General features: G+C 71.0%; 23 protein-coding genes. 10 read left to right on the forward strand and 13 right to left on the reverse strand.

Going from position 1 to position 26,425, the window contains the following annotated elements:
* Positions 1–110 precede the first annotated feature (110 nt).
* On the reverse strand, positions 111–500 hold the full coding sequence (locus JQX11_RS27210; RefSeq protein ID WP_088643009.1) for an Rv2175c family DNA-binding protein: 390 nt from the start codon (positions 498–500) through the stop codon (positions 111–113).
* A gap of 143 nt (positions 501–643) precedes the next feature.
* On the opposite strand from JQX11_RS27210, the gene pknB reads away from it, so the two are divergent.
* The gene (gene pknB, locus JQX11_RS27215) at positions 644–2,629 is read left to right on the forward strand and encodes a Stk1 family PASTA domain-containing Ser/Thr kinase (protein ID WP_204927793.1); all 1,986 of its coding nucleotides are present in this window, start codon (positions 644–646) and stop codon (positions 2,627–2,629) included.
* Positions 2,626–3,486 (forward strand): deoxyribonuclease IV, encoded by an 861-nt coding sequence (locus JQX11_RS27220; RefSeq protein WP_204927794.1) that lies wholly within the window; start codon positions 2,626–2,628, stop codon positions 3,484–3,486. The genes pknB and JQX11_RS27220 overlap by 4 nt, the downstream gene beginning before the upstream one ends.
* Positions 3,487–3,653: 167 nt before the next feature.
* Here the strand turns inward: JQX11_RS27220 and JQX11_RS27225 are convergent, their stop codons facing one another.
* The 4 genes from JQX11_RS27225 to JQX11_RS27240 all read right to left on the reverse strand — a co-directional run bounded on the left by JQX11_RS27225 (position 3,654) and on the right by JQX11_RS27240 (position 8,466).
* Positions 3,654–4,673, reverse strand: a complete 1,020-nt coding sequence (locus JQX11_RS27225) for a threonine aldolase family protein (RefSeq protein WP_204927886.1) — start codon at positions 4,671–4,673, stop codon at positions 3,654–3,656.
* Positions 4,674–4,695: 22 nt separating this feature from the next.
* Entirely contained in the window at positions 4,696–6,102 is a 1,407-nt protein-coding gene (locus tag JQX11_RS27230) for a class II 3-deoxy-7-phosphoheptulonate synthase (RefSeq protein WP_204927795.1), read from the reverse strand.
* A 67-nt stretch (positions 6,103–6,169) separates the two neighbouring features.
* Complete coding sequence (locus tag JQX11_RS27235; RefSeq protein WP_204927796.1) at positions 6,170–6,646, reverse strand: hypothetical protein; 477 nt, start codon at positions 6,644–6,646, stop codon at positions 6,170–6,172.
* Positions 6,647–6,843: 197 nt separating this feature from the next.
* Complete coding sequence (locus tag JQX11_RS27240) at positions 6,844–8,466, reverse strand: glycosyl hydrolase family 18 protein (protein WP_204927797.1); 1,623 nt, start codon at positions 8,464–8,466, stop codon at positions 6,844–6,846.
* A 410-nt stretch (positions 8,467–8,876) separates the two neighbouring features.
* Between JQX11_RS27240 and JQX11_RS27245 the strand changes: the two genes are divergently transcribed.
* The gene (locus JQX11_RS27245; RefSeq protein WP_204927798.1) at positions 8,877–9,365 is read left to right on the forward strand and encodes a glutathione peroxidase; all 489 of its coding nucleotides are present in this window, start codon (positions 8,877–8,879) and stop codon (positions 9,363–9,365) included.
* 356 nt (positions 9,366–9,721) lie between these two features.
* On the opposite strand, the gene JQX11_RS27250 is transcribed toward JQX11_RS27245, so the two are convergent.
* A complete protein-coding gene (locus JQX11_RS27250; RefSeq protein ID WP_204927799.1) occupies positions 9,722–10,525 on the reverse strand; it encodes an SGNH/GDSL hydrolase family protein in 804 nt (267 codons plus the stop codon).
* Positions 10,526–10,752: 227 nt separating this feature from the next.
* Between JQX11_RS27250 and JQX11_RS27255 the strand changes: the two genes are divergently transcribed.
* On the forward strand, positions 10,753–11,445 hold the full coding sequence (locus JQX11_RS27255; RefSeq protein ID WP_204927800.1) for an NADPH-dependent F420 reductase: 693 nt from the start codon (positions 10,753–10,755) through the stop codon (positions 11,443–11,445).
* Positions 11,446–11,524: 79 nt separating this feature from the next.
* On the opposite strand, the gene JQX11_RS27260 is transcribed toward JQX11_RS27255, so the two are convergent.
* Entirely contained in the window at positions 11,525–12,073 is a 549-nt protein-coding gene (locus tag JQX11_RS27260; RefSeq protein WP_204927801.1) for a GNAT family N-acetyltransferase, read from the reverse strand.
* Between the two features lie 4 nt (positions 12,074–12,077).
* Complete coding sequence (locus JQX11_RS27265) at positions 12,078–12,572, reverse strand: GNAT family N-acetyltransferase (protein ID WP_307826371.1); 495 nt, start codon at positions 12,570–12,572, stop codon at positions 12,078–12,080.
* Positions 12,573–12,720: 148 nt separating this feature from the next.
* Here JQX11_RS27265 and JQX11_RS27270 point away from each other — a divergent pair, with 148 nt between their 5' ends.
* From JQX11_RS27270 to JQX11_RS27280, 3 genes are read left to right on the forward strand one after another with little or no spacing between them, the layout of a single operon-like run.
* Entirely contained in the window at positions 12,721–13,584 is an 864-nt protein-coding gene (locus JQX11_RS27270) for a DUF4397 domain-containing protein (RefSeq protein ID WP_204927802.1), read from the forward strand.
* Positions 13,581–14,288 carry a class F sortase gene (locus JQX11_RS27275; protein ID WP_307826372.1) on the forward strand — a complete coding sequence of 236 codons (708 nt, stop codon included), beginning with the start codon at positions 13,581–13,583 and terminating at the stop codon, positions 14,286–14,288. Before JQX11_RS27270 ends, JQX11_RS27275 begins: the two co-directional genes overlap by 4 nt.
* 48 nt (positions 14,289–14,336) lie before the next feature.
* Positions 14,337–15,284, forward strand: coding sequence for a threonine ammonia-lyase (locus JQX11_RS27280; protein ID WP_204927803.1), 948 nt, complete (start codon positions 14,337–14,339; stop codon positions 15,282–15,284).
* Between the two features lie 33 nt (positions 15,285–15,317).
* Here the strand turns inward: JQX11_RS27280 and JQX11_RS27285 are convergent, their stop codons facing one another.
* From JQX11_RS27285 to JQX11_RS33195, 3 genes are read right to left on the reverse strand one after another with little or no spacing between them, the layout of a single operon-like run.
* Positions 15,318–15,671 (reverse strand): DUF2203 domain-containing protein, encoded by a 354-nt coding sequence (locus tag JQX11_RS27285; protein ID WP_145921023.1) that lies wholly within the window; start codon positions 15,669–15,671, stop codon positions 15,318–15,320.
* Positions 15,672–15,721: 50 nt separating this feature from the next.
* Positions 15,722–16,909: an McrC family protein gene (locus JQX11_RS27290; RefSeq protein WP_204927804.1), complete on the reverse strand. Its 1,188-nt coding sequence runs from the start codon at positions 16,907–16,909 to the stop codon at positions 15,722–15,724.
* The gene (locus JQX11_RS33195; protein WP_204927805.1) at positions 16,906–18,987 is read right to left on the reverse strand and encodes an AAA family ATPase; all 2,082 of its coding nucleotides are present in this window, start codon (positions 18,985–18,987) and stop codon (positions 16,906–16,908) included. The genes JQX11_RS27290 and JQX11_RS33195 overlap by 4 nt, the downstream gene beginning before the upstream one ends.
* Before the next feature lie 473 nt (positions 18,988–19,460).
* Here JQX11_RS33195 and JQX11_RS27300 point away from each other — a divergent pair, with 473 nt between their 5' ends.
* Complete coding sequence (locus JQX11_RS27300) at positions 19,461–20,294, forward strand: exonuclease domain-containing protein (RefSeq protein ID WP_204927806.1); 834 nt, start codon at positions 19,461–19,463, stop codon at positions 20,292–20,294.
* Positions 20,295–20,423: 129 nt separating this feature from the next.
* Here JQX11_RS27300 and JQX11_RS27305 read toward each other — a convergent pair whose 3' ends face one another.
* Both JQX11_RS27305 and JQX11_RS27315 read right to left on the reverse strand, forming a co-directional pair.
* The gene (locus tag JQX11_RS27305) at positions 20,424–21,497 is read right to left on the reverse strand and encodes an FAD-binding oxidoreductase (RefSeq protein ID WP_204927807.1); all 1,074 of its coding nucleotides are present in this window, start codon (positions 21,495–21,497) and stop codon (positions 20,424–20,426) included.
* A 341-nt stretch (positions 21,498–21,838) separates the two neighbouring features.
* Positions 21,839–22,066: a hypothetical protein gene (locus JQX11_RS27315; protein ID WP_204927808.1), complete on the reverse strand. Its 228-nt coding sequence runs from the start codon at positions 22,064–22,066 to the stop codon at positions 21,839–21,841.
* 351 nt (positions 22,067–22,417) lie between these two features.
* On the opposite strand from JQX11_RS27315, the gene JQX11_RS27320 reads away from it, so the two are divergent.
* Together JQX11_RS27320 and JQX11_RS27325 are read left to right on the forward strand one after the other, a co-directional pair.
* Positions 22,418–23,638: a helix-turn-helix domain-containing protein gene (locus JQX11_RS27320; RefSeq protein ID WP_204927809.1), complete on the forward strand. Its 1,221-nt coding sequence runs from the start codon at positions 22,418–22,420 to the stop codon at positions 23,636–23,638.
* Positions 23,619–24,161: an NUDIX domain-containing protein gene (locus JQX11_RS27325; RefSeq protein ID WP_204927810.1), complete on the forward strand. Its 543-nt coding sequence runs from the start codon at positions 23,619–23,621 to the stop codon at positions 24,159–24,161. The genes JQX11_RS27320 and JQX11_RS27325 overlap by 20 nt, the downstream gene beginning before the upstream one ends.
* Positions 24,162–26,425: the final 2,264 nt, after the last annotated feature.

Genomic DNA, 26,425 nt, shown 5'->3' on the forward strand with positions numbered 1-26,425 from the left:
AGAGGTTTGCGTCACGGATGTCCCCGGGGATGACCGAAACCTCTTGATCAACGCGGTGCGGCGGACCGCCGGCACGGTGGGGGCCGGCGGGAGCAGGAGTGGGAGTGGGGTCAGAAGCCCAGGGCCTGGGCGCGGCGTTTGACCTCGCGGGCGTGGTCGCCGCCGAGGGTGGCCGCGCCCGTGCCGCCGGAGAGGGTGTCGTCGGGCTCGTAGAGCCAGCGCAGGGCGGCCTCGTCGTCGTAGCCGGCGTCGGCGAGCAGGGTGAGCACGCCGGGCAGGTGCTTGAGCACCGTCTTGTTGGCGACCAGGTCGGCGGGAATCCGGCGCACCCCGTCGCGGCGGACGGCGAGCAGTTCGCGGTCCCGGATCATCTGGTGGACCTTGCTGATCGACAGGTCGAGCCGCTCGGCGACGTCCGGGAGGGTGAGCCACGCGGCCGGGTCGCTGGGGCCGCCGAGGTCGCTGCCGGCGGACTGGTCGGCGGGTACGGGTTCGGTCACCGGACCACCCTGCCACGTCGCCCGGCCGCCCGTGCAGCGGCACCCCGTCGGGCCGGGGCGAGCGCGGCGGGACCGACCGGCACCGACCCCGGCTGTAGCATCCTGTTCAACCTTCACCCTCAGGACACATAGACTCCCTGCCGATGGACATACAGGTCGCCGACACGTTGCTGGGCTCGCTGCTCGACGGGCGCTACCGCATACGCGGTCGCGTGGCCCGTGGCGGCATGGCGACCGTGTACACCGCCACCGACGAGCGCCTGGAGCGTACCGTCGCGGTGAAGATCATCCACCCGTCCCAGGCCGCGGAGGCGCGGTCCCGGCTGGCGGGCTTCCCGGACCGGTTCACCGACGAGGCCAAGGCCATCGCCCGGCTGACCCACCCCAACGTGGTCGCCGTCTACGACCAGGGCACCCACCAGGGGCTGCCCTACCTGGTGATGGAGTACGTCCGGGGCCGCACCCTGCGCGAGGTGCTGGCCGAACGCCGCCGGCTCAACCCCGACGAGGCACTGGCGATCATGGAGCAGATGCTCGCCGCGATCGCCGCCGCGCACCGGGCCGGGCTGGTCCACCGCGACGTCAAGCCGGAGAACGTGCTGGTGGCCGAGGCGCCCACCGGCGGGGTGGCCAACCTGGTCGACAGTGTGGTCAAGGTCGCCGACTTCGGCCTGGCCCGGGCGGTGGAGGCAAGCGCCGAGGAGGGCGACGGCAACCAGCTGATGGCAACCGTCGCGTACGTGGCGCCGGAGCTGGTCACCGACGGACGCGCCGACCCGCGCACCGACGTCTACTCGGCGGGCATCGTGCTGTTCGAGATGCTCACCGGCCGGGTGCCGTACGACGGGGACCGCCCGGTCGACGTGGCCTGGCAGCACGTCGACAAGGACGTCCCGGCCCCCTCGGTCCTGGTGCCCGGCCTGCCCCGGGTGCTCGACGAACTGGTCGCGCGGGCGACCCGGCGGGACCCGGGCGCCCGGCCGGCCGACGCGGGCGCCCTGCTGGCCGAGGTGCAGGTGGCCCGGGACGACCTGGGCAACCCGAACGCGCACACCGCCGTGCTGGGCCGGGTGGCCGGGGAGCTGCCGGCGGTGGCCGAGCCGACGATGGTGGTCGCGGCGGTCAGCCCGGCGACCCGGCCGACCTGGGCCCGGCTGCCCGAGCCGGCCGCCCCGCAGCGCCCGCACCGGCGGCGGGCCGCCGAGAGCGCCGGCCTGGGATCCCGCCTGGCGGAGCTGCGTACCCGGGTGATGGGCACCCCGCGCGGGCGGCTGTCGGTCGCGGCGGCCGTGGTGGTGGTCGGCCTGCTCGCCGCGATGGGCGGCTGGTGGGTGGGGGTGGGCCGGTACACGGTCGCGCCGCAGCTGGTGAACCTGAGCCGGGCCGACGCGCAGGCGCAGGCGGACCGGGCGGGTTTCCAGGTCGCCTTCGCCGAGCCCCGCTACGACGAGAAGGTGCCCCGCGACGGGGTGATCACCCAGGACCCGGGCTCGGCTGCCAAGATCCTCAAGGGTGGCACCATCACGCTGACCCTCTCCCTGGGCCCGGAGCGGTTCCCGCTGCCGGACGTCGTCGGCAAGGAGTTCGATCTGGCCGAGGCCGACCTGACCAGCGCGAAACTGGTGGTCGCCAAGGGCACGCCCCGCTACGACGACAACCTGCCGGCCGGGGTGGTGGTGGACACCAACCCGAAGGTGGGCACCGAGGTGAAGCCGGGCACCAAGGTGACGGTCATCCTGAGCCGGGGCCGCGCCCCGATCACGGTGCCCGACCTGGTCGGCAAGAGCCTCACCGACGCCCGCACCGCCCTGTCCCGGCTCGGCCTGGAGCTGGTCGAGACGTACAAGGAATCCGACAAGCCGCGCGACGAGGTCCTCGGGCAGAGCCCGGCCGACGGCGCGGGTGTGGAGAAGGGCACCAAGGTCAAGCTGGACGTCAGCAAGGGCCCGCCGCAGGTGACCGTGCCCCGGGTGGTCGACCTGCCCTGCCAGCAGGCCAAGCAGCAGTTGGAGGGGGCCGGGTTCACGGTGAACGTGCAGTTCAACCCCAACGGCATCGTCCGGTTCCAGAACCCGGGCGAGAACTCGCAGGTGCCACCGGGCACCCCGGTCACCCTGGGCTGCCTGTGAGCGGCCACCGGCCGGTCGGCTCGCACACCCCGACCTCGGGTGGGCTGGCCAGGGCGGCCCTGCCGTACGTGGACGCGACCGGCTCCCGGGTGGTGCAGGTCTACGTCTCCAACTCGCGGGGCTGGGCGCTGCCGCCCGGCGACCCCGCCCAGGACGCGCTGTTCGCCGAGGGCTGCGCCGCCCGGGGCGTACCGGTCTACATCCACGCGTCGCTGCTGGTCAACCTCGGTTCGCCCACGGCGGCGACTGTGGAGAAGTCGACGCAGACGCTGACGCACGCGCTGCGCCGGGGGCGGGCGATCGGGGCGCGGGGCGTGGTGTTCCACGCCGGCAGCGCGGTCGACGCCGGCTACGCCGAGACCGCCATGCGACAGGTACGCGAGGCGCTGCTGCCGCTGCTCGACGAGACCACGGCCAGCGGCGGTCCATTGCTGCTGGTGGAGCCGAGCGCCGGTGGCGGCCGGTCACTGGCCTCCCGGGTGGAGCACCTCGGCCCCTACCTGGACGCGGTCGACAGGCACCCGGGGCTGGGCGTCTGCTTCGACACGTGCCACGCCTGGGCGGCCGGGCACGACCTGGCCGTGGCGGGCGGCATGACGGCGACCCTGGACACCCTGGTCGCCACGGTCGGGGCGGACCGGCTCAAGCTGATCCACGCCAACGACTCCAAGGACCTGTGCGGTTCGACCCGGGACCGGCACGAGAACATCGGCAAGGGCAACATCGGCGAGCCGGCCTTCGCCGAGTTGATGGCCCACCCGGCGACCGCCGGCATCCCCGTCGTCGTGGAAACCCCCACCGAGAAGCACGAGGGCCACGCCACCGACATAGCCACCCTCACCCGCCTCCACCCCTGACGGCCGTCCTCTCCCCCGGCAACCCTCCCCCACTCGACGCCGCCGGCTCGACGCCCCCGGTGATCAAGAGGTTCGCGTCAAATGTGATCTCCAGGCTGACGCGAATCTCTTGATCAACACCGGAAGGCAGGGAAGGCCCGGAGGGCGCGGGCGGTGCCGGTGGGGGGTCAGGGGGTGAGGAGGTCAGGGAGGATCTTGGCGGCGTGGTCGATGGCGGCGTCGTCGACGTCGAGGTGGGTGACCAGGCGGGCGGTACGGGGGCCGAGCACCGACAGCAGCACCCCCTCGGCGCGGGCGGCGGTGGCCAGGGCCCGCGCGTCGAGCCGGTGCCCGGTCAGGTCCAGCGGCACGATGTTGGTGCGTACCGGGCCGGCGAGCACCCCGCACGGGGCGAGCGCCTCGGCGATCCGGGCGGCCCGGACGTGGTCGTCGGCGAGCCGGTCGAGGTGGTGGGCCAGGGCGTACCGGCCGGCGGCGGCGAGCACCCCGACCTGCCGCATCCCGCCGCCCATCCGCTTGCGCAGGAACCGGGCCCGGTCGATCCGCGCGGCACTGCCCACGACCAGCGAGCCGACCGGCGCGCCGAGACCCTTGGAGAGACAGACCGACAGGGTGTCGAACAGCGCGCCGTACTCGTGCAGCGGCACCCCGTCGGCGACGTGCGCGTGCCAGATCCGGGCGCCGTCGCAGTGCAGGGCGAGGCCGGCGGTGTCGGCGACGCGACGCAGCTCCCGCAGGGTCGCCAGCGGGATCACCCCACCACCGCCCCGGTTGTGGGTCTGTTCCACGGCGATCGCCCGGGTCGGCACCGCGAAGTAGCCGTCCGGCCGGATCATCGCCTCCACCATGCCCGGGTCCAGGTCGGCGCCGAGGGTCGGCCAGGTCCGCGTGGAGATCGCACCGTACGCCGCAGCCGCGCCGACCTCGTACGTCACCACGTGCGCGTCGGCGTCACAGAGCAGCTCGTCACCGGGCGGGACGACCAGTTGCAGGGCGATCTGGTTGGCCATCGTCCCGGTCGGGGCGAAGAGCGCCGCCTCGTGCCCGAACAGCGCGGCGACCTCGGCCTCCAGCGCGTTGACCGTCGGGTCCTCGGCGTAGACGTCGTCGCCGACCTCGGCGGCGGCCATCGCCTCCCGCATCCCGGCGGTCGGTCGGGTCACCGTGTCGGAACGCAGGTCGGCCACCGGACCGACGCCCGCCGTGGGGTCAGCCACGGAGCATCTCCGCCACCAGGAAGGCCAGCTCCAGCGACTGCTGGGTGTTCAGCCGGGGGTCGCAGGCGGTCTCGTACCGGCCGGGCAGGTCGAGGTCCTCGATGCCCTGGGCGCCGCCGAGGCACTCGGTGACGTCCTCGCCGGTCAGCTCGACGTGGATGCCACCCGGGTGGGTGTCCAGCCCCCGGTGCACCTCGAAGTAGCCGAGGACCTCGTCGACGATCCGGTCGAAGTGCCGGGTCTTGTAACCGTTGGAGGATTCGTGGGTGTTGCCGTGCATCGGGTCGCACTGCCAGACCACCTTCGCCCCGGCGGCGGTGACCTTGGCGACGATCGGCGGCAGCGCGTCGCGGACCTTGTGGTTGCCCATCCGGCTGATCAGGGTGAGCCGGCCGGGGATGTTCTCCGGGTTGAGCTTCTCGCACAGCTCGATCGCCTCGTCGGGGCTGGTGGTCGGGCCGAGCTTCACCCCGATCGGGTTGGCGATCCGCGAGATGTAGTCGATGTGCGCGCCGTCGAGCTGCCGGGTCCGCTCGCCGACCCACAGGAAGTGCCCGGACAGCCCGTACGCCCGGCGGTCGGAGACCCGGGTGAGCGCCCGGTCGTACTCCAGGGCCAGCGCCTCGTGCGAGCAGTAGAGGGTGACCGTACGCAGCGCGTCGTCCTCGGTCATCCCGCAGGCCCGGATGAACGCGATGGCCCGGTCGATCTCCCGGGCGATCGCCTCGTAGCGCTCCCCCGCCGGGGAGTTCTTGACGAAGCCCTTGTTCCAGTCGTGCACCGCGTGCAGGTCGGCCAGCCCGCCGGCCAGGTAGGCGCGCAGCATGTTCATCGCGGCGGCCGAGTTCGCGTACGCCCGGATCATGCGCTGCGGGTCGGCGACCCGGGCGGCCGGGTCGGCCTCCAGCGCGTTGATCATGTCGCCCCGGTAGGCGGGCAGGCCCCGGGCGTCGGTCGGCAGCGACCGGGGCTTGGTGTACTGGCCGGCGACCCGGGCCACCTTCACCACCGGCAGGGACGCGCCGTAGGTGAGCACGATCGCCATCTGGAGCAGGGTGCGGGCGTTGGCCAGCAGGTGGCTCTCGGTGTTGTCGGCGAAGGTCTCGGCGCAGTCACCGCCCTGGAGCAGGAACGCCTTGCCCTCGCAGACCAGGGCGAGCTTGCGTCGGAGCTGGTCGACCTCGTAGGGGGCGACCACCGACGGCACGGTGTCGAGCACCTTGCACACCTCGGCGACCTGGGCCGGGTCGGACCACGGCGGGATCTGCTGACGGGGCAGGTCACGCCACCGGTCGAGGCCGAGAGCGGCGTCCTCGGCCGAGTCGACGGTGGGGCGGCTGGTCTGCAGCCCGGGGCTGCTCACGGCGGGGTAGCTCAGCTGATGCCACTCATGGCGCATGGGAGAAAGCGTACGGCGACGGTCCGGACGCCGCGCCCCCGAGGGGCGGGGTTCCGGAAGGTGGGAGTCAGGGGGTCGGCGAGGGCGCGGGGCTGTGCCCGCCGGGTTCCTCGCCCGCGATGCACCAGTCCGCGCCGTCGCGGGTGACGGTGAACAGCAGCGGTCGGGTGACCTTCTTCGACCCCACCGAAACGGTCACCGAGGTGCTGACCTCCTGCCCCCGGGCACCGGTGCGGATGTCGGTGATGGTCGCCCCGGGCACCTGGAAGTGGTCGGCGAAATCACCGTTCGGCCCGGTCGCGGCGGCGTCGAAACCCTCCTGCATCGTCGCGCAGAGCTGGTTGCGGCCGGCGGCCGGGTCCTTGGCGGCCATCGCGTCGAGGTACGCCTGGACCCGCTCCCGGGCCTTGGCCGACGCCTCCTGGGCGGGTACCCGGCTGGGCCCGCCGTCGGCCTCGCCGTCGCCGTTCTGGCCGCAGCCCAGCAGGGCGAACGGCAACAGGGCCAGCGGTACGACGCCGGCGGTGCGGAGCCTGCGGCCCATGCGTCCTCCCTGGGTACGGATGCCGAGCGGCGAGTCTGCCACACCGCACCCGTCCGGTGGCAACCCGTCACGGCCGCGCCGGCCCGGCCGGTCGGCGTGTCGCCCGGTGGGGCCGCCGCCGACCGGGCCGGACAGCCGGACGGGGAGGGACCGGTGGCCGGTCCCTCCCCGCGCGGGTGGTGCGTCGGGCGCTCGGCTCAGCCGAGGCCGCCCTTGATGGCGCCGATCAGCTCACCGTTGCCGGTGTCGCCGGAGAGTTCCCAGAAGAACGCGCCGCCGAGGCCCTGGTTCTTCGCGTAGGTCATCTTGCCGCCGATGGTGGCCGGGGTGTCGTAGCTCCACCAGTTGCTGCCACACTTGGCGTACGCCGTGCCGGCGATCGTGCCGGTGGCCGGGCAGGTGTTCTTCAGCACCTTGTAGTCCTCGATGCCCGCCTCGTAGGTGCCGGGGGCCGCGCCGGTGGCGGTGCCACCCGGGGCGGCCTGGGTCACCCCGGTCCAGCCGCGACCGTAGAAGCCGATGCCGAGCAGCAGCTTGCTGGCCGGTACGCCCTTGGACTTGAGCTTCTGGATCGCCGCGTCGGAGTTGAAGCCCTGCTGCGGAATCCCGGTGTACGAGGTGAGTGGCGAGTGCGGGGCGGTGGGACCCTGGGCGTTGAACGCGCCGAAGTAGTCGTACGTCATCGGCATCAGCCAGTTGAGGTTGCCCACCGCACCGGCGTAGTCGGTGGCGTCGATCTTGCCGCCGTTGCTGCCGTCGGCCGTGATCGCGGCCGTGACCAGGGCCGACGAGCCGAACTTGGCCCGCAGCGCGGAGATCACGTTCTTGAACGCGTTCGGGCCGCTGCTGTCGCAGCTCAGACCGCAGGCGTTGGGGTACTCCCAGTCGACGTCGATGCCGTCGAAGACGTCCGCCCAACGCGGGTCCTCGACCAGGTTGTAGCAGCTCTCGGCGAACGCGGCCGGGTTCTGCGCGGCCTGGGTGAAGCCACCCGACCAGGTCCAGCCGCCGAAGGACCAGATCACCTTGAGGTGCGGGTACATCTTCTTGAGCTTGCGCAGCTGGTTGAAGCTGCCGCGCAGCGGCTGGTCCCAGGTGTCGGCGACGCCGTCCACGCTGTCGGCCGCGGTGTACGCCTTGTCGTAGTCGGCGTAGCTGTCCCCGATCGTGCACCGGCCGCCGGTGGTGTTGCCGAAGGCGTACAGGATGTGGGTGAGCTTGGCGGCGGAGCCGCTGGTGGCGATGTTCTTGACGTGGTAGTTGCGGCCGTAGACGCCCCACTCGGCGAAGTAGCCGACGACCTTCTTGTCCCCGCTGGGCGGCGGGGTGGTGGGCGGCGGGGTCGTCGGGGGCGGGGTCGTCGGCGGGGCGGTGGTGGGTGGCGGGGTCGTCGGCGGCTTCGTGGTGGGCGGCGGGGTGCCGCCGCCGCACGACGCGCCGTTGATCGTGCAGTTCAGCGGCGCCTTGTACGGCCCGGTGCCGTTGTAGCCCCAGCTGAAGCTGGCCCCCGGGGCGAGCGGCCCGGCCCAGCTCTTCTTCACCGCCACGTAGTGGTTGCCGCTGCTGGTGACGTCGGCGTCCCAGAAGCTGCTGATGGTGGTGCCGGACGGCAGGTCGAACTCGATACGCCAGGTGCTGACGCTGGCGCTGGAGCCGTTGGCCACGGTGACCCGCCCTTCGTGGCCGGTCCCCCAGTCCTGGGCCGAGGCGAATGTCGCGGTGACGCTTCCGGCGCCGAACGCCGAGGTCACCGGTACCGCCGCCACGGTCAGCGCCATGACGGCGCCGGCCCAGAGGGCGCGGCGGAGCGATCTCTTCATGAGGCGCCTCCTCAAACAGTTAGGAAACTTTCCAAATCGATGGGGAGACGCTACTCACACCGTCATCACTTCGTCAAGATGCGCATCCGTCGATTCATCACCGACCCGGAGCGGGAGGGACGGCTCGACCGACCGCGCGCCCCCACCCACCCCACCCCACCCCATGATCAAATTGCCGAAATGTAGACGACACGCCGGAGAGAGTGCTTCAAATCGCAATATGATCTTGAAGCTTCACGGCAGGCTTCCGAGGTGCGGGCCGTCACCCCCGCCAGCCCCGACCCAGCCCATCCGGCCTCCATCCCCCGGACGGGACGGTTGGCGGCCCAGGGCGGGGGGCCCAGGGCGGCGGCGGCCCGGGGCGAGGCGGGGGCGGCTTGGACGACGTGCACCACGCGTAGCCTCAGGGGATGACCGTCTTCGACATCGAGATCGACGCGCTGACCGGCGGACCCGTGGGTCTGGCCGACTACCGGGGTCGGGCGCTACTGGTGGTCAACGTGGCCTCCCGCTGCGGCCTCACCCCGCAGTACGCCGGCCTCCAGGAGCTGGCCACCGAGTACGCCGACCGGGGCCTGGTGGTGCTCGGCGTACCGTGCAACCAGTTCGCCGGGCAGGAACCCGGCACGGCCGCCGAGATCGGCGAGTTCTGCCAGGTCAACTATCGCGTCACCTTTCCGCTGACCGAGAAGGTCGACGTCAACGGCCCGGCCCGCCACCCCCTCTACGCGGCGCTGGTCGACACTCCCGACGCCGAGGGGCACACCGGTGACGTCCGGTGGAACTTCGAGAAGTTCCTGGTCACCCCGGACGGCACGGTCGCCGCCCGGTTCGCGCCGACGGTCACGCCGGACTCGGCCGAGCTGCGCGCCGCCGTCGAGAAGGTTCTCCCCGCCTGACGGCGCGTCCCCGCCACCACGGTGACGACACGCCACGTGATCCCCCACCGATCACGACACCCCACCCGGCCCGGACGGGCGTCGGGGACCGGGGACCGGGCTGCGAGTCGTCAGCGTCATCGACTCGAAAGCACCCGCAACGACACCGGCAGGTGGGCCGGCGTCCGGCACTCGACCGGGCGACCCACCCACGCTCGGAACCCGGCGCACCTGCGTCCGGGGAGCAGCCCGCAACAGGGACACCTGCGGACCCGACCCGGCCGGACAGCAGGCCGCAGACCCGCCCGACGGCCGTGACCGCGCCGACCCGGGCGGGGCGACGCGGTCACGGTGGAGCCGGCGAGACGCGGTTCAGGTCAGCCGGCGGCGGACCGGAAGACCGGGTAGTAGCCGCCGGACTGGCCGGCCGCCGTCGGGTGGTACGAGACGCCGAGGTTGGCGAAGTTCAACGCGTGCAGCCACTTCTCGCCGTAGCTGCACAGCTGGTGACCGACGAAGATGGACCGTACGTCGGCGAACGTGAAGCCGGCCGAGGTGGCGGCGGTGCGGGTGATGTCGTCGATCAGGTTGATGCCTTCGTTGATCTTCGCGCGGGAGTTCGCGCTGAGCCCCACGCAGACCGTGCCGAGCTGGTAGAAGACCGGGTAGCCGACGACCACCACCCGGGCCGACGGGGCGCGGGTCTTGATCCCGTTGTAGACGGTGGCGAGCTTGGCGGGCAGTTCCGCGCGGGCCTTGTTCTCGGCGGCCTGCACGGCCGCGACGCACTGGGTCTCCCCCTGCAGCACGCAGGTCGACATGATCGTGGTGAACCCGACGTCGTTGCCGCCGATGGTGACGCTGACCAGGGTGGTGGTCGAGGTCAGCGCGGAGAGCTGGTTGTTGACCACGTCGGTGGTGGTCGCGCCGGAGCAGGCCACCGACTTGTACGACGCCGGCTTGATGTTGGTGTTGTACAGCGCCGGGTACGCGTTGGTGCTGCGCTGACAGGATCCGCTCTCGGAGGTGTAACTGCCGGCGCCGACACCGGAGGCGTACGAGTCGCCGAGGGCCACGTACCGGTCGGTGGGGGCGGCCTGGACGGGCACCGCCGCGCCGAGGGTCACGCCGATGGACGCCGCGAGACTCACGGCGAGGGTCACGAGTCGGGATCTCCGCACGTCGCACTCCTGGGGGTGAGGAAGTGGTGGTGGGAGATAGATATCACTCAATCACGTGTTTACGGAAGATTATCGATGGGCAACAGGGGTGACTAGGGGTTCACCGACGCGCGACGTCCCCGACGCGCGGCCGACCCGTCCGGCCGACGTGGACGGTCGACATCCACCCGCATAACCCGTCGATCAGGTCGGGAATACGCATCCAACCAGGACGGTTGGTCACCGGCATGACAACTGTGGGACTCATCGGCAGCGGCAACATCGGCAGCACCCTGGCCCGGCTGGCGGTCACCGCCGGCCACGACGTGGTACTCAGCAACTCGCGCGGTCCGGAGACGCTCAAGGACCTGGTCGACGAGCTGGGCATACGGGCCCGGGCGGCCACCCCGGACGAGGCGGCAGCAGCGGGTGACCTGGTGGTGGTCACCATCCCGCTGCGGGCCTACCGGGACGTGCCGGCCGCGCCGCTCGCCGGCAAGACCGTCATCGACACCAACAACTACTACCCGGAGCGCGACGGCAGCTTCCCGGAGCTGGACGACGAGTCGACCACCACCAGCGAACTGCTCCAGCGGCACCTGCCGGAGTCGCGGGTGGTCAAGGCATTCAACAACATCTACTTCAAGCACCTGCTCGCCCTGGCCCGCCCGGCGGGGGCCGCCGACCGCACCTCGCTGCCGGTCGCCGGGGACGACGAGGCAGCCAAGGCCGAGGTCACCGCGTTCATCGACTCCGTCGGGTACGACGCGGTCGACGTGGGGCCGCTGGCCGAGGGCTGGCGGTTCCAGCGGGACACCACCGCGTACGGCGTCTTCTACACGGCCGATCCGGCGGCGGGCTTCGAGCAGCCGGGCCTGCCGACCGACGCGCAGCGGCTGCGGGACGCCCTGGCCGCCGCCCGCCGCTACGCCGACGCCTGACCGACGCCCCACCGCGCCGGGCGGGACGGCAGCCGTGAGGCCCGTCCCGCCCGCGCGGCCGGCGGTTGGCCCGCCGGGCTCAGCGAGGAGCCTGCCACTCGTCGGACAGTACCGCCCACACCTCCATGTCCACCCGGCCCGCCAGCCCCCGGGCGACCTGACGCAGCGTGCCCTCGTGCCGCATGCCGAGCCGCCGGGCCACCGCGATGCTGCGGACGTTGCCGACGCTGGTCCGCCACTCGACGCGGTGGATGCCGCGTTCCCGGATCGCCCAGTCCACGATCCGGGTCGCCGCCCGGGTGACCAGTCCCCGGCCCTCGGCGGCCGGCTCCAGCCAGCAGCCGGCCTCGGCCACCCCGGTCGCGGTGCTGAACGACACGAACAGCACCCCGCCGACCAGGGTGCCGTCGAGCCAGATCCCCCAGATGCCCCCGGCGTCGTCGGCCCACTTGTCGGCGGAACGACGCAGCACCCGGCGGGCCGACTCCAGGTCGGTGGCCACGAAGGACGCGCCCACCCACGGGGCGATGTGTTCCCGGGCCCGGTCCAGGTGGGCCAGGAACTCCTCGGCCTGCCACGGTGCGAGCGGGCGGAGCTCGGCGTCCCCGGTCAACGGCAGCGCGAACATCGTTTCAGTTCCTCCGGTGTGCGACGGGCAGGCTCAGCCGCAGCGTCGGCCCGATGGTGGGCACGAACCCCAGCGACCGGTAGAGCGGTTCGCCCTGGGGCGAGGCCCGCAGGTCGATCTTGCCGACCCCGCGCTGCCGGTACCAGTCGAGCAACGCCTCCAGGCAGGCCCGGGAGTAGCCGCGCCGACGGTGCACCGGCTCGGTGACCACGTTGAACACGTACCCGGTCAGGCCGTCGGGGTTGCCGGGGCCGCCGAGGCGCTGCTCGATGGTCCCGGTCGCGCAGGCCGCCAGGGCACCGGGCCGGTCGGGGTCGTCGACGACGAAGACCGCCATCAGGTCGACCGGCTCGGCCAGCCGCCGGTGCAGCACCTCCCGGGCCGCCTGCTGCCAGGGCCCCGGCGCGGGGGCCATCTGGTCGATGTCGGCCAGCATCACCCCACGCAGGCGGACGATCTCACCGGCGTCGGCGACCACGGCCCGTCGAACGTTGATCACGAACGGACGGTACCGGATGGCGGGCACCGGCCTCCGGACCGCACCACGGTGATCGGGAACGACGGGTACACGACGATCGACCAACTTGCGGCCGGGTCCCGTCCACGGGACGCTGGGGGTCGGCACCGACACCACCTCCGGAGGCGAGATGCCCCAGCTCCGTACCGCGCCGCGCCGGCTGCTCGCCGCCGCCGGCACGCTCCTGCTCGGCACCGCACTGGCCACGCTCGGCGGCACGCCGGCCGGGGCGGCGGCCGGCGACGTCGGCTACGTCCGGCTCGCCCACCTCTCCCCCGACACCCCGGCCGTGGACGTCTACCTCTCCGCACCGGGCGCGGCGACGCCGCAGGTCTTCCCCGCCGTCGGCTACGGCGTCGTCTCCCGCTACCTGCCGCTGGCCGTCGGCCGGTACGCGGTGGCGATGCGGCAGGCCGGCGCCCCGGCCAGCGAGCCACCGGTGCTCACCACCGAGGTGGCCCTGCGCGCAGGTGAGGCGTACACGGTGGCCGGGGTGGGCCGCTACGCCGACCTCGGCCTGCGGGTGCTCGCCGACGACCTGAGCGCCCCGGCGGCCGGCCGGGCGAAGGTGCGGGTCGTCCAGGCGTCCGTACGCGCCCCGGTGGTCGACGTGGCCGCCGACGACGGGCCGACCATCGCCGACGCCGTCCGGTTCGCCACCACCACCGACTACCGGCAGGTCGAGCCGGGACGTTGGCGGCTGCGCCTCGGTGGCGGCGGCGGGCCGGGCACCGATGTCGAGGTGACCCTCACCGGGGGACGGGTCTACTCGCTGTTGGTGCTCGACGGCAAGCGGGGCGGGTTGACCGTCGAGCTGCGCGAGGACGCCCGGGGTGGCGGGACCGCACCGGCGGGCGGGGTGCCGGCGGGGGCCGGCGGGCTGTCCACGAGTGGGCTCGGGGCGTACCCGGTGATGGCCGGCGGGGTGCTCGCGGGGGCCGTGGTGGTGGGCACGACGGTGCTGGTGCGGCGTCGGCGGCGGCCGGTCTGGTGACCCGGCCCGGCTTCGCGATCCGCCGGCACCGCGCCCGGCCCACGCCGGCCACCGTCCTGGTCGCGGCCGGCGCGGCGTGCTGCCTCGCCGCCGGCGTCGGCGTCGTGGTCGCCGCCGCCACCGGCCTCGGCGGGCCGGGCGGGGCACCCCGGCCGGTCGCGGTGGCCGGGGCCTGGCAGCCCGGCTGCGGGACCGGTTGCGCCACCGGGGCCGGCACCCCCCGCGCCACCCCGGCCCTCCCCACCCGGGTACGCGTCGCGCGGATCGGCGTCGACTCCCCGCTCACCGCCCTCGGGCTGGACGGGGCCGGCACCCTGGTCCCCCCGGCGGACTTCACCCGGGCCGGCTGGTACGGCGGCGGCCCGGCGCCGGGCGATCCGGGGCCGGCGGTCATCGCCGGTCACCTGGACTCGCGGCGCGGCCCGGCCGTCTTCGCCCGGCTCGGCGAGTTGCGCCCCGGCGACCGGATCGAGGTGTGGCGGGACGACCGCCGGGTGACGTTCCGGGTCACCGGCACGTTGCGGACGCCCAAGGACGCCTTCCCCACCGCCACCGTGTACGGCCCGACGCCCGGCCCGGAACTGCGGCTGATCACCTGCGGGGGCGACTTCGACAGGCGCGTCGGCCACTACCGGGACAACGTGGTGGTCTTCGCCGTCGCCGACCCGCCGGTCGACCCCCTCCCCCGCTCCGCGGCCGGCTGACCCGCCCACCGGCACGGCCCCGCACGCCCCGCCCGCTAGGCTCCGGCGGTGCGACTGACCAGCGTGGACGACGTCACGGCCGCCGAACGCCGGCTCGCCGGGCGGATCGTCCGGACCCCGCTCCTGCCCTGCCCGCAGCTCGGCGACGAGTTCGCGCTCGACGTCGCGGTGAAGGCGGAGAACCTCCAGCACACCGGCAGCTTCAAGGTCCGGGGCGCGCTGAACGCGCTGCTCGCCCTGGCCGAACGGCAGGCGACGCCCACCGGGCTGACCGCCTTCTCGGCCGGCAACCACGCCATGGCGGTGGCCTTCGCCGGACGTGCGTTCGGCCTGCCCACCGTCGTCTGCATGCCACCGCACGCGGTACCCACCAAGATCGAAGCGGTCCGCCGGTGGGGTGGGGAGGTCGTGCTCACCGACGACCTGCTCGCCACCTGCGAGGAGATCACCGCCGAACGCGGCTACCACCTGCTGCCGCCGTTCGACGACCCGGACGTCATCGCCGGCCAGGCCACCCTGGGACGGGAACTGCTGGCCGACGGTCCACCGCCGGGCCTGGTGCTGGTCCCGGTCGGCGGCGGCGGACTGATCAGCGGGGTGGCCGCCGCCGTACGCGATGCCGTGCCGACCGCCCGGATCGTCGGTGTCGAGCCGGCCACCGCCAACGTCGTCGGCCACGCGCTGCGCACCGGCGGCGACGCCCCGGCGACCCGGCCGGTCTCGATGGCCGACGGGCTGGCCGCCCCGTTCGCCGGCCGGCTCACCCTGGCCCACGTACGGGACCTGGTGGACGACCTGGTGGAGGTCACCGAGGCGGACATCCGGGCCGCCTGGTGGGACCTGATGGCCGCCACGAGGCTGCTGCTCGAACCGGCGGCGGCGGTCACCCTCGCCGCACTGCGCACCGGTCGGGTCACCGCCGCCCCCGGCACCCGGACGATCCTGGTCCTCAGCGGCGGCAACGTCTCCCCCACCATGCTGACCACCCTGGCCTGAGCGCCACCGCCCCGGATGGACGGGCCGGGCCGGTCAGCGGATGGGGCGGCGGCCGGCGAAGCCGCACTCGACGCGGTGGTACCAGCGCACGTCGGGGTCACCCTCCAGCCAGCACCAGAGCACCGCCCGGCCCTCGTGCTCGCCGGGGAAGTCGAGCAGCACCGGGGCGATCCCCTTGACCTGGATGTCGTGTGAGTTCAGCTCCTCCAGCACGCCGTGCAGCCGGGCCTCCAGGGCCTTGACCTCGGCCCGGCCGCCCAGCGCCGACATCCCCGGGCCGGCCAGGTCGGCCCGCAGCTCGGCCAGGTCGGCCCGGATGCCGATCAGCTCGTCGATGCGGGGGTGCAGGGTGGCGACCAGGTACCGCGCCTGGGCGAGAGTGAACACGGGGCCAGTATGGGGCACCCGCGTGATCCGTACCGACCCGTCCGCCAGCTTCAATCGACTTCCGGGCCGGAGCTTTCCCTGGTGACCTCGTCAGCCAGAACCCGGATGTGAGCCAGAAGCGCCGATGGGTCGGCGGCCAGGTCGAGTGTGTGGCAGACGATCTCGATCCCGGCGTTGCGTACGACGTGCCGGGTCGCTGGGTGCGCACCGAGGGCGTAGACCAGGTGCCCACGAGACAGCCGGTAGGCGACGCAGTAGGCGAGCATCTGGTAAACGTCCTCGCGGGCGGTGTCGGCCTTGTACTTGGCGTCCACCACCGCGCCCACCTCGGCCCGGCTCCGCCGCCACACGATGTCCGGCCGCAGTTCCAGGCGACCCTGCTCGTCCAGATGGCGACGCGCCTGGAAGGTGACCGCGCCGCCGTGTTTCGGCACGATCGCCGCCCGGAGGGCGACCGAGAGGAAGTCCTCGTACACCCGCCACATGTCGAGCAGGAAGGCATTGGACAGGACGCCACCCCGGCCGGCCTCGATGGAGGTGTCGGCGAGCACCAGTTCGGCGAGCCGAAGTGCGATGACCAGCCGTTCATTGAGCCGCGTCCGACGCCAGTGCGGCACGGGCTCCCCGGGTCGCAGCCGGGGGACGCCGGCGAGCCGCGCGGCGAGGTGTCGGAGCATCCGCCGGGACACGGCGTCGATCCCCGGCACCCGCAGCATCCGGTCGACCGCGGTGGCGAGGATGCGGTTCTCCGGGATGTCTACCGTGTACTCGTCGTGGCGGATTTCCAGCGGCAGGGGCAGGCCCGGTCGCCGCCCCAGTTGCGCGGTCTCGCGGAGACGACCGCGAAGCACCGGCGAGGTGTCGTCGACGGTCCGGTAACCCTGGAGCAGACCCTGACGCAGCGCCCGGTCCGTCTGCCGCCACAGGGCAGCCGCCAGCGCCGGCACCAGCCCCGCGTGGTCGGCCAACGGAACGGTCTCGTCGCGCCAACCCGTCGGGTTACGGGCGTAGCCGACGAGGAACAACAGTCGTTCGATCGGCACCTTCGGCTCGATGTGCAGCTCGACGTCGCCGATCCGGGCCGCACCGACCTTCCTGCCGGCGCGCACGGTCCACACCCCGGCGGCCGGTCCGGGTCGCACGTCGACCACACCGGCCACGGCCAGCCGGCGGGCTTCGTCGGCGTGGAGGCGTACGTGCACGGCAGGGCCGGCCTCGCGGAGCTGGATCAGCGTCATGGCCGGGGCGGCAGCGACTCGCGCAACGCGTCAAGGCCGTACCGCTGCTCGACGTCGACGTCGTCGGCGTAGTGGTGCTCGACGAGCAGTGGCAGGATGTCGTGACGCCAGACGCGGTCCAGCCCGTCGGGCCTGGTGTGCACCGACTCCCGCATGAAGTGGGACGGGCCGACCGCGTAGTCGGCGTCTTCGAGCCGGCCGTTGAGCGCATCGAGCAGCTCCGGTGCGTCCGAGTCCAGACCCTCGCGGTCCAGCCAGCGGCGCAGCAGGCCGGCGACCGGGGGCTTCGTCGGATGCAGTTCGACGAAGGCGAATCGACGCCGCATCGCCGCGTCGACCAGGGCGATGGACCGGTCGGCGGTGTTCATGGTGCCGATGAGATAGAGGTTCGGCGGCAGGGTGAACTCTCCGGTGGAGTACTGCAATCGGATGCCCTGGTCGCGATACTCAAGCAGGAAGTACAGCTCGCCGAAGATCTTCGCCAGATTGCCTCGGTTGATCTCGTCGATGATCAGGATGTACGCGATGGAGGGGTTCTCCCGAGCGTCGTCGGCGAGCTGGCGCAGCGGGCCGGAGGTGAGCTTGAACCGCAGTGTCCCGTCGTCGCCACTCGCCGGACGGAAGCCCTCGAAGAAGTCCTCGTAGGTGTACGAGGGATGGAACTGGATCAGCTTCACCGCATGCGACTCGGTCAGTTTGGCGGCCAGGTTCTTGGCCAGGTAGGTCTTGCCGGTGCCCGGCGGCCCGTAGAGGATCACCTGCCGACGCTCGGCGAGCAGGTCGCGTAGCTCGGTCAGCCACCCGATGTCGGTCAGCACCTCCTCGGCGATCTGCGGGGTCACGTCGGCCAACCGTGCTTCCGGGGCCGGTTCGACCACCGGCTGCTCCGGTACCAGGTCGGCGAAGAGCCGGTCCAGCGCGTCGAGGGCGTCGGTCAGGTCGATCAGGTCGTCCTGGCTCTGCGTCAGGGTGGGCAGTGGCCCGGTCAGGTCGGTGAGGTCGCGGGGCGATCCCACGTTGAGCCACCGGGCCGGGCGACGCAGGTTGGATCGCCGGTCCGGCGACTCGACGAAGTAGGCGGAGCCGTCGACCTGACCGAGATAGACCTCGCCGCGGTGCATCGTCATCAGGTAGTCCCCGGGCCGCATCCTGCGGAGGAACGCGCTGAAGTAGCCGAGCAGCTTCTCCCGCACCGAATAGCTCTTGTGCCGGTATTCCTCCTCGACGACCTGCTGGAGGCGCTGCGAGTCCACCTCGTCGTCCAGCTCCGGCAGCTGTGAGGCGGCGAGCGACACCCAGCCCTGCGCCAACCAGTCCGGGACGAGGTCCACCCCGTCGACGTTCGAGCCCCGCACCAGCCAGGCCCGGCGGGCGGTGCTCTCCGGGCCGACTGCCTCGGCCTCCGTCACCCGTTCCCGCAGGAAGTCGGCGGTGATCCGCTGCTCCGCGTTGGCGTGCCGGCCCTCGAATTCGACCCCCTCCCCGGCCAACTGGACGCGGAGGTCGTTACCCCGGTGCTTGACGTGTTGGTGCATCGCCAACGGCACCTGGCCGTCGGCCTGGAGGACCCGGTGCGAGTTCTCGACGTACGTCTCGGCGAGCAGGTGGGCGATGTCGTCGGCCGAGCCGTCGACGAGGTCGGCGAGGTCGTCGTACGCGGTCCAGGAGCCGGGCGGGACGAGTTCGAGTGCGCTGGCGAGGGTGTGCAGTCTGCTCTCGTACTTCTTGCGGGCAAGCTTGCGGTGCCGATACACCTCGCGGTACTGCCGACCGATCTCGGCGTAGAGGTCGTCGGTGCCCGGGTAGGTGTCGAGGGCCTTGCGGCCGGCCTCGGTGATCCACCACAGGCCGTCCCGCTTCACCAGCCAGCCGGCCGTCGCGGCGTCACCGGTGTGGAACCTGGCCGCCACGTTCCAGGCGGGAACGCCGTTCTTGTGCGGTTTCCGTTCGACCTCGGTCAGGTCGATCCGTTTGGCGACCTCGTCGAGCACCTCCCGGCCGTGCATCCGACCGCCGTTGTCGCGGAGCACTTCCAGGCAGGTGCGCAGCAGCAGCCCGTTCCGGATCATCTCTGACATCACGCTGACCTTTCGGAGGCGGCGATCGGCGATCATGACACCCTACGGTCCGTGGACGCGAGGGAGCTACGGGTGTCCGGCCTCGCGCGGTGGTGGGCTCGGCGGGCAGGTGAACCCGTCAGGTGACGCCGGCCACCGGATGACGCGGTCCGTGCCCGGGGGCGGGTACCAGCGTGGGCACCACGGGCTGGGTCGATCTCGTCGCGGGCGGCAACACCGGCAATTGGGGATACCGATTGTCGCCTTGTCGTCACCGGAGCTGACCGCGTCGCTGCCCAGCGGGGCCGCCCGCCAGACGGGAACCGACGAAGGGCCTCCACCGACAGTCCACATTGGTCATCGGATGACCCCGCGTGGCGGGTGCCGGCAACCCGCCCCATGATCCAGGATCTTGAGGCGCGCGGCTTTCCGCGCTTTTCCCCGACGCCCGCACGTGCGGGTGCATCCGCTCGACCGAACCAGGAGTCCGCAACGTGATCAACAAATACCCCGGCAACTGCGGCACGTGCCGACGGCGGGTGGAGGCCGGGGCCGGACAGCTGATCAGGAGCGGGGCCGGCTGGACCACCTACCACGACGGCTGCGCGCCGGTCGTGACCGCCCCGCCGCCGGGCACCCACCACGGGTGGCACGACCTGCCGGTGGTGGGCTTCGACATCGAGACCACCGACAACGAGCCGTTGGATGCCCGGATCGTCTCCGCCGCACTGGTCTACTCCGACGGTACGACCGCGCGGTGGCTCATCAATCCGGGCGTGCCGATCCCGCCCCGCACCACCGAGATCCACGGAATCACCGACGAGATGGCGCGTAGCGACGGCCGGCCGGCCGGGGAGGCGCTGGCCGAGCTGGGCGCGGCCGTCGGGAAGGTGATCGCCGACGGCACGCCCCTCGTCGCCTTCTGCGCCCACTTCGACGTCACGACGTTGCACGCCGAGCTGGCCCGGCACGCCCTGCCGCCGCTGGACTGGGACCGCGCCCTCATCATCGACCCCTCGATCCTGCACCAGGAGGTCGAACCCGGCTGGTACGGCAGCCAGAAGCTTGGTGACCTGTGCAGGTACTACGAGGTGCAGCTCAGCTCCGCCCACGATGCCACGAGCGACGCCCGCGCCGCCGTCGGGATGGCGCTGTCGATCGCGGCCCGGCACGAGCGCATCGCCCGGCTGCTCCCCGACGACCTCCACCGGGCGCAGGTCACCTGGTACGCCGCGCAGAAGCGCAAGCTCCAGGCGTACTTCGACCGGCAGGGCCGCGACGAGCGGGTCAGCCTGGAATGGCCGCTGGAGACCAGGCGACGCCGATAGGACCTGGTGACCTACCGCAGCCCGTTCCTGTGGATCGAACGCCCAGAGCTTGAACTTGAACGTCGGCACGCGGTCGGCCCGGGGTTGAGGCAGTTGACGGTGTGGCGGCCCGGAGACCCGACGGGCCGATCAAGGGACGGGCTCGGTCGGCAGGTGGATGCGGTCGGCCGGCACCCCGGCGGTGAGCAGCCGCAGCCGCGACCCGGCCAGCATCGGCGGCGGCCCGCACAGGTGGACCTCCTGCCCCGGCCGGTAATTGTCCAGCGCGACGGTCAACGCGTCGCCCCGCTCCCCCGCCCCGGCGAGCGGGTCGTGCGAGAACGCCGGCACCAGGGTCAGCCAGTCGTGGGCGCACTGGAGCTTGTCGAGGCTGATCGCGTCGTAGAGGTCGGCGAAGTCGCGTGCGCCGACGACCAGGGTCACCCGCCGCCCGGCCGGTGCTGCGGCGACCTGCTCGACGAGGGAGCGCAGCGGCGCGAGGCCGGTGCCCCCGGCCACCAGCAGCAGGTCCGCCCGCAAGGCGGGGTCGAGGCCCAGCCCGACGTCGTGCGGCGGGCCCAGCCAGAGCGGGTCGCCGGGGCGTACCGCGTGGACCAGGGCGCGGGAGACCGCGCCGACCGCCCGGACGTGCAGTTCGACGGTGCCGTCGGGGCGCGGGGCGTTGGCCGGTGAGTACCAGCGCCACCGGCCGGGCCAGCGCGGGGTGCAGACCGGGACCGCCTGGCCGGGGCGGAACGGCAGGCGTCGCCACGGGCGTACGGTCAGGATGGCGACGCCGTCGGCGGGCCGGTCGTGGTCGATCACCTCGGCCGGCCACCAGGCCGGGCCACCACCGGCCCGCGCGACGGCGGGGGTCACCGCCGCCGACGCCCGCCGGGCGGCCACCGCCCAGGCCGCCGCCAGCTCCGGCGTCCCGGGCGCGTGCCGGGCGACGGTGGCGGTGAGCGCGGACTCGACGGCCGCCTGGTGTGGCAGCAGGCGGTGGCGGCGGTAGGCGTGGCCGAGCACGGCCAGCAGCGCCGCCCGCCCGGCCGGGTCGTCGCCGCCGCTGGCGAGCCGCCCCAGCGCGGCGAGGAACACGGCCGCCTCCCGCTCCGGCAGCCGCCCCGGGCAGCGCTCCTCGACCGCGCACCAGAAGTCGTCGGCCGCCGCGCGGGCGTACCGCAGGGTGGTGGACCACGAGGTGGCCAGGGCGGCGGTCACGCGCCGGCCTCATCGGCGAAGGCCCGCCGGGCCGCGTCCACCGCGCCGGCCGGCACGTCCAGCGCCCACAACACCCCGGCCAGGTAGTCGACCACCCGGCGGTGCTGCTCCTCGGTCAGGCCCAGGCCACGCCCCGGCCGCCGGCCGGGCGATGTCGCCCGCCGGCCCGCCGAGCGCCACCGTGAGGATCAGCGCCAGGTGCCCGGCGAGCCGGACCCGATCAACCCCGATGAGGTACGGCGCCAGCTCGGCGTCCGCCGCCACCAGCCGCAGCCACCGGGCCACCGCGTCGCGCGCCCCCGCCGACCCGAGCGCTTCGAGGGGGTACGGCCCGAGCCCGGTCACGCCCGGATCCAGGTGAAGTCGTCAAGCACCGCCGCCATGGCACGCCCTTCCGTCGAGATCGCGAAGTGGAACGGCACCGGGGCGGGGACGGCGCAGACGCGATGGGGGCCGCGCCCCGCCGGAACCCAGCACCCGCCCCGGGCCATGCGTCCAGATTCGCGGCACGCGAGGGCTACGGGTATGACTGCCGACAGCTGACCGATATGCACGTCGCCGAAAAACATGATTCTTCGATATGCGCGCGGCGTATACCAGGTGCTCACACAGCGAGTTAGATGGATAGGCTCAGCGCAGCCCATGATGGACGGAGAGGCCGGACCATGGCGAAATCGCCGGGACGTGACGCAAGCTGCCCCCGCTGCGGCGGAAGGCTCGCCCTCGACAACACCAGTGGGCGCTGTGGGCCCTGTCAGGCAGCCGAACGGAACCGCATTGCCTCACCACCTGCCCTGCCCGCCTCCTTCTGGGACCATGGGCCTATCCGGCAAGCGCTGGCCCAACGTCACTTGGGGCGGGCCGTCCGGGCGTATCGATGCCACCCGTACCACGGTCGTCACCCACTGCCGCAGGAGACGGTGGCCCGCTGGCTCGGCCTCTCGCAGGCCCAGCTCAGCCGGATCGAGAACGGGCCAGCGGTCGTCCACCTCGACCGCCTCGCGCACTGGGCACATCTCCTACAGGTCCCCGCTGCCCTGCTGTGGTTCGCGTTGCCCTCTGATCATGGGAACGGCACGTCCACCGGCATGCACGGCATGAGCAAGTCAAGCCTAGGATCAACGAGGAGCACCTGTGAGATCAACGTCAACGCGGCCTCGGCCGGCACCAGAATCCGCCAAAAGCTGGCATCCAGGGACGAGCACCTGCACTTCGTACAGTCACTCCGACAGGCCGATCGCCGAGTAGGCGGAGGCCATCTGTACGCCACTGTGACGGCTTACCTCGCGGGACGGATCGCCGAGCCGGCACCCTGCGGGACCACCGCACCAGAAAGGTCGGCAATCGCTGCCGCCGCCTCGCTCAACGAAATGGCCGGGTGGATGGCACACGACTCCGGTGCCGCAGGGCCAGCCCGCCGACACCTCGGCGAAGCCCTCACCCTGGCTGAGGGAAGCGATGACCACCAGCTCATAGCGCAGGTGCACGCAGGGCTGAGTCATGTCGCCAGCCACGGCGGCGATGCGCACGAGGCGCTGCTGCACGCCCGGAACGGGCTGGAACGTCTTCGGCAGGCTCCGTCGCATGGGCGACTCCAAGCCCGGCTCTTGGCCATGCAGGCACGCGCTTTCGCCATCGCCGGCCAGCCGGTCGAAGCCACCCAAACGCTCTCCGAGGCGGAGGCGTCGTTGCACAGGCCGAGCGTGGCCACATCGGAATGGTTGAGCCCTTTCGACGTGACTTCGTTCGCCATCGAGGCCGCGCGCTGCCTCCTTCGCGTCGGTGATCTGTCCGAGTCCCAGCGCCGGCTTCAGGCCGCGCTGGCGGTCAGCCCGGCCGATCGGGTCAGAAGCCGCGCGCTGGCTCAGCTCATGCTGGTCACGGTGCTGCTCGGCAGGGGTCAGGTCGAGGAAGCATGCGCAGCAACCCATGTAGTCCTGGACGAGGTCGTAAGTCTCGGCTCCGGCGTCATCATCGATCAACTGCGGCACGCTTCGTTACTCTTCGGGTCGCACGCAAAGGCATGCACCGAGGTCCCGCCGCTCCTCGACCGTCTCCACGAAACGATCCGCGAGCGATCATGGCTCGGCACGGTGGGTGCGCTACAGGCAGGAGCAGTCGGTGACGGACAACTCGGATGATCGCCCACTGTACGAGCGGGATCCGGTCGCGTGGCAGGCATACCTCGCGGAGGGGAACGCGAAGCAGGCCCGCAAGCGGGTCGGTGCAGACGTCCTGATCAGGGACGAACAAGGAAATGTGCTGCTCGTCAACCCATCTTACAAGCCAGACTGGGACCTTCCCGGCGGCATGGCTGAGGCCAACGAACCACCGGATCATGCCGCCGAGCGGGAGATGTATGAGGAGATGGGCATCCGGCTAAGGGTCGGAAGGCTGCTGGTAATCGATTGGGTCGCCCCGCACGGCCCGTGGGACGACAGCCTCATGTTCGTCTTCGACGGCGGCGTGCTTCGTAGCGATGAGACAGCGGCGCTGCGGTTAGCCGACGGCGAACTACTTGAGTATCGTTTGAGCACGGCCGACGACGCCAAATCATTGCTTCGACCACACGTTTGGCATCGACTCTCGAATTCTCTTGCAGCAGCCGCGCTCCACACATGCCGCTACCTCGTCAATGGTAGCCACCCTCCCGACAACGGGTGACTAAATCCCGGTTTCGCAACCACAGCCGGCCGAGATCTAATTATGGGCGCCCCCCTTAAGCTGGTTAACCATCTCCTCGGCAGCCATTCCCAAGAAGGTTTCCGGCCTATAGATCGGCACACGCAGTCGCCGCGCATCTCGAATGACCCTCCGCTCTGATTTGATCGTGCTTCGCGACACGACGGCATGCGGGGGGCCTTGCAGGTCAAACTGCACCTGAATGCCCATTAGTCGACAAATTGAATCTATGGCGTTACTTTCGAGGTCATGCTCCACTTCCTTCAGGATCGCATAGCCAGGAGCAAGGGGAAGGGCCGGCAGAGTTCGGACCCCTTGAACTGACACGGAGTTGATAAGATCAACCAATCTTAACCACTTACTCGTGGGGCCATACCGGAGGAGATGCAACGCCAAAACCCTCGACTTATTCAGGACCCAAGCTGCACGCCCATCACGGGATCCAACATCATCCCATTCGAAGAAATTAATGCCAGAACTATCCGGGAAAGCATGGCATAGTTCGCCGTTCCTGATGCTAAGCGGGACCACTAAATGCTTGGACGAGGAACTCATCGAGCAAACGAACTCGCTCAGCCCCCCGTCGGATACATTTGGCCAAACACAACCCACATGCCCCGATCGTGTCACAATCCCCACCATGTCCGATACATATTCGTCGGACATCCCTGGATACAGCACCCCCACATACCACGGGTCACCCTGATCGTCATAACCATCAGGCTGAGCAGCCAGAAGCTTCCTGATACGGGATTTGTTATAGTGCGCCCCCCAAATCCATCGCCACCGAACTGGTCCCGATTGCCAGAAGGGGAGTGCGAAAATATCCCCACACGGCTCCCCCAGAGCAATAGCTTCAGCCGCTTTAGGCCAAGATAGCCGAGGCGGCCGCCTGGTTTCGTAAAGGGCATACTTTCGGTAATACTCGTCATCCATCAAAAGTCCCCCGAAAGAGCAATTCGCCACAACTCGCGCAATGAACAGCTTCCATATGAATTGCGGTGCAGAGTGACGAGGGTCACAACCTGGCAGCGGAATGAGCGGCGTTTCATACGGTAAATCAGCATGAATAGAGTCGCGATTGCGTCGTAGCAGTCAAGGATAAGATGTTTGGTGCGGTACTCGCCGCGAGCGGCCTCGCCCTTCCGGCGGACGAGCGAACTGTATCCGGGGCAGACTCAAGCTCGTCGGCCTCCTCGGCGGCGACGCCCGAAGGCCGACCCGCTCCTGTAAGCCGAGCTAGAACCATCGAGAGTACGCATACCCTCTACAAAGGACACACGCAAACCGGCTAGAGCCGCGGGATTCCCCGGCGAGAGGCCGCGACAACGGCTGATTAGACGGTGCAGTTCACAGAGGAGTCCGAAACAAAAATGCCGCTATCCCACCAAACACAGGTGGAATTCGCGTTTGACGAACTGCTCGTTCGGAACGGCTGGCCATTGTCGTAGACCTCGATTGTTCCGGATTGACCCTGCGAGGACCAATCCAACTCGATCCGCCAGTCAACATCGTACTTAGAGACAACGGACGAAACGATGAAACTTTCCGCCTCATCGATTGCGACTTGGTAAGGAAATTTGGCAGGGTCTAGTCGAACATCCCGCTCTCCGCTTATAGATCCCGTTGTCTTTGAGGTCACCGTAGGAGGGTTTTTGTCAAGATTAGCCTCCATATAGCGGTATTCGAAGGGCTCCCCACACTCGATATCCACCAGCGTTCCTTGAGTAGGCGCTCTCCGAGGCCCTAGGATGACAACTCGAATTCGATCAATAACAACTCGGGCTTCCGAAACCCCCTGCACAGTAAGCAGAACCTCGTGCCGATTGACGCGTACTGCCCCCTGCTGCCGGGCCCAAGATGGCCAGTCGATCCAACCTTCATTAGCTTGAGGAATTGGCCGAGGGGCATTGGGTAGAACCCACCCTTCGCGACAGTATTCATCGGATTGCTGAACAGCAATAGTGAGTGGCTGCCGAAGAGGAGGGGACGAAGACGCAACACCGGGCACGGATGCCCCAGGCGAAGCGCCACTCTGAGCGCCCGACAAAAGGTGAGGCGACATAGCCGCGATCACCACAGAAATAGCCGTGATGACTGCCGCCGAGACTGTACCAATCAACGCCATGCGCGCAACTTGGCGATTATCGCTTCCCTGCAATTGGCCCGATGATGTCGAGTTCCGCCTTCGACTCACTGATCGCATTAAAACCCCTTTGCAGGTAAGTGACAAACGCAGTCCACGC

Origin of the sequence: Micromonospora humida (assembly GCF_016901255.1) — a bacterium.
Lineage (GTDB): Bacteria > Actinomycetota > Actinomycetes > Mycobacteriales > Micromonosporaceae > Micromonospora > Micromonospora wenchangensis.